Source organism: Mesorhizobium sp. M7A.F.Ca.US.005.03.2.1 (assembly GCF_003997795.1).
GTDB classification, from domain to species: Bacteria; Pseudomonadota; Alphaproteobacteria; order Rhizobiales; family Rhizobiaceae; genus Mesorhizobium; species Mesorhizobium ciceri.
The window spans coordinates 1-2,662 of record NZ_RZRP01000854.1 but is presented as its reverse complement, the minus strand read 5'-3'; the positions used below and the strand labels follow the sequence as shown (position 1 = coordinate 2,662).

Genomic DNA, 2,662 nt, shown 5'->3' with positions numbered 1-2,662 from the left:
CTCGGCAGCCGGTTCAAGGGCTCTGTGCTGGTCGCCGGCAACGCTGCCTTTGCGCTGATGTGGGGCGTTGGTGGCATCGTCGGCCCACCCGGTGCGGGCCTGCTCATGCAAGGCATCGGCCCACTTGGGCTGCCGGTGGTTATTGCCGCTCTCGACGCGGTGCTGGTGATGTTCGCGCTGTACCGCTCATCCATGCGCCGAGCTTCCTGATAAGCCCAACCTCCTGACAGGCCCAGCCTCCTGACAGGCCCAGCCTCCTGACAGGCACTGTCTGGAGCAAGCAGTTTTCGCCCGCCAGGGGCTTACCTCTGCGCAACTCAATCGCTAATCCTGCAGCCCGACAGCGGTGCGTACATGAATTTGGTTGAATCGAACAAGGACGAGACGATGCAATGGGCGGCGATCACCGGTGTGATCGCGACCGTCTCGGTGTTCGCCATCGCGCAAGGGTTGTCCTATCCGCTGCTGAGTTTCATCCTGCAGCGCCAGGGCGTTTCGCCAGCGATGATCGGCTTGTCGGCGGCCATGACGCCGATTGGCTTCATTCTGTCATCGCCGTTGATCCCGGCGCTGGCCCGCCGATTCGGGGCAGGGCGCACCGCGCTCACCTGTGCGGCCCTTTCGGCTGTCGTGCTGGCGCTGATCGGCTGGACGCAAAATGTCTATTTGTGGTTTCCCCTGCGCTTCCTGATCGGCGTCGTGACCAATCCGCTCTATGTGCTGAGCGAGATCTGGGTGATCGCGCTGGCACCGCCGGCCCGACGCGGCCGCGTCATGGGTGTCTATTCGACGATCATCTCGGCCGGTTTCGCGACCGGGCCACTGTGCCTGCTTGCAGTCGGCACTGAGGGCTGGCCGCCCTTCCTCGTCGGCATTTTCGCCTTCGTGCTGTGTGGCATTTGCCTGGCCTCGGTGCTGCCGCGTTTGCCCAAGGTCGACGAGGCCGGGCACCAGGTTTCCGTCCTGGGTTTCGTGCCGCTGGCGTGGCTGCTTTTGTTCGCCGTCATAGTCGCCGCCGGCTTCGAACAGGGTGCGTTGGCGTTGCTGCCGGTCTATGGCACCCATCACGGCATCACCGAAACCCGCATGTCGGCGCTGCTGTCGGTGATGATCGCCGGCAACATCGCCATGCAGGTGCCGCTCGGCCTTTTGGCGGAAAGGCTTTCCGCGCGCCTGGTGCGGCTTGCCTGCGTCGCGATCACGGTGCTCGGCTGCGTCCTGCTTCCGCTTCTCATCGAGTCGCCGCTGATCTGGCCAATGATCTTTGTCTGGGGCGCGGTTTCCTACGGCATCTACACAATGTCGATCATCGAGCTCGGCGAACGCTTCACCGGCTCCGCACTGGTCGCCGGCAATGCGGCCTTTTCCTTGATGTGGGGCGTCGGCGGCATCGCCGTGCCGCCGCTGGCGGGGGGCGCCATGGGTGTTATGGGCGCCGGCGGACTGCCGATCACGCTTGGGCTGCTGTGCCTGGCGCTGGCCATTGCGAGCCTCGCTGGTCGGCGGAAAGCCTCAATTGTGCGCTGAACATGGTGAATATCGACGGCCTGTCGGCGTTGGCTTTTTCAAAGCAACGCGTTTATCGGAGACCTCATGACCAAGCCTGCCACCCAGACGCCGAATTCCGCCCCCACGACCGACGATCCCTTTCTCTGGCTGGAGGACAGGACGGCCAAGCAGTCATTGGACTGGGTACATCGCCAGAACGAGATCACGGTTGGTGAATTGCAGGGCGATCCGTTCTATCAGGCGTCGTTCCAGACCGCGCTCGACCTGATGACGGCCGAGGACAACATCGCTGTCGGCGCGGCAAAAGCCGGCCATGTCTACAATTTCTGGCAGGACAAGACCAATGTGCTCGGCCTCTGGCGCCGCACGACCGTCGCTTCCTACAAGACCGAGAAGCCCGACTGGGAAACGATCATCGACTTCGACCAGCTTGCGGCGGAGGAAGGGATAAAATGGGTTTTTGGCGGCGCCAGCCGGCTCTATCCCGACTTCAACCTTTGCCTTGTCTCGATGTCGCCGGATGGCGGCGACGCCAGCGAGATGCGCGAATTCGACATCGCGACCAAGTCGTTTGTCGAGGGTGGGTTTCGTGCACCCGCTTCCAAGTCGGGTTTCAGCTGGCTGGATAAGGACACCGTGATTGTTTCGGCCGCTTTCGACGAGGCCGACAAGACCGAGTCCGGCTATCCGCGAATCATAAAGCTGTGGAAGCGCGATACCAAGCTGGAAGACGCAACGCCGATCTTCGAGGCGCAGAAAGAGGATCTCGCCGTTGGTGCCGCTGTCGAGTACGACGGTGACAGACGCTATCTGGTCCTGGCTCGAACGCTGAATTTCTTCGCTTCGCACATCTTCCTTCGGCTGCCTTCCGGCGAAAACAAACAGCTGCCGCTACCGGACGACATGACCGATACGGCAATATTCAGGGATCAGCTCGTGTTCGGCGTGCGCAGTGCATGGACGGCGCCCGACGGCACGGTTTGCAAGCCCGACGGCCTCTATTCGCTGGACCTGGCGCGCTGGGTCGAAACCGGCGCGATCGGGCCTGTCGAAACCTTGTTCGAGCCGGCCTATCGCGTTTCCATAGCCGGCATTGCCCGCACGCGGGACCGGCTGGTCGTCAGCCTGATGGACAATGGGCGCGGCAAAGGCG

Annotated in this window: 1 protein-coding gene and 2 pseudogenes; all 3 read left to right on the top strand. The window is 62.8% G+C overall.

What is annotated here, in order from left to right:
• Positions 1 to 210: pseudogene (locus EN991_RS31470) on the top strand (MFS transporter); the annotation flags it as partial.
• A gap of 144 nt (positions 211 to 354) precedes the next feature.
• Entirely contained in the window at positions 355 to 1,527 is a 1,173-nt protein-coding gene (locus tag EN991_RS31465) for an MFS transporter (protein WP_127370211.1), read from the top strand.
• 66 nt (positions 1,528 to 1,593) lie between these two features.
• A pseudogene (locus EN991_RS31460) lies at positions 1,594 to 2,662 on the top strand (prolyl oligopeptidase family protein); the annotation flags it as partial.

Excerpts from the sequence above, each read along its gene's own strand:
- EN991_RS31465 (WP_127370211.1), top strand. The coding sequence starts at position 355 with ATGAATTTGGTTGAATCGAACAAGGACGAGACGATGCAATGGGCGGCG.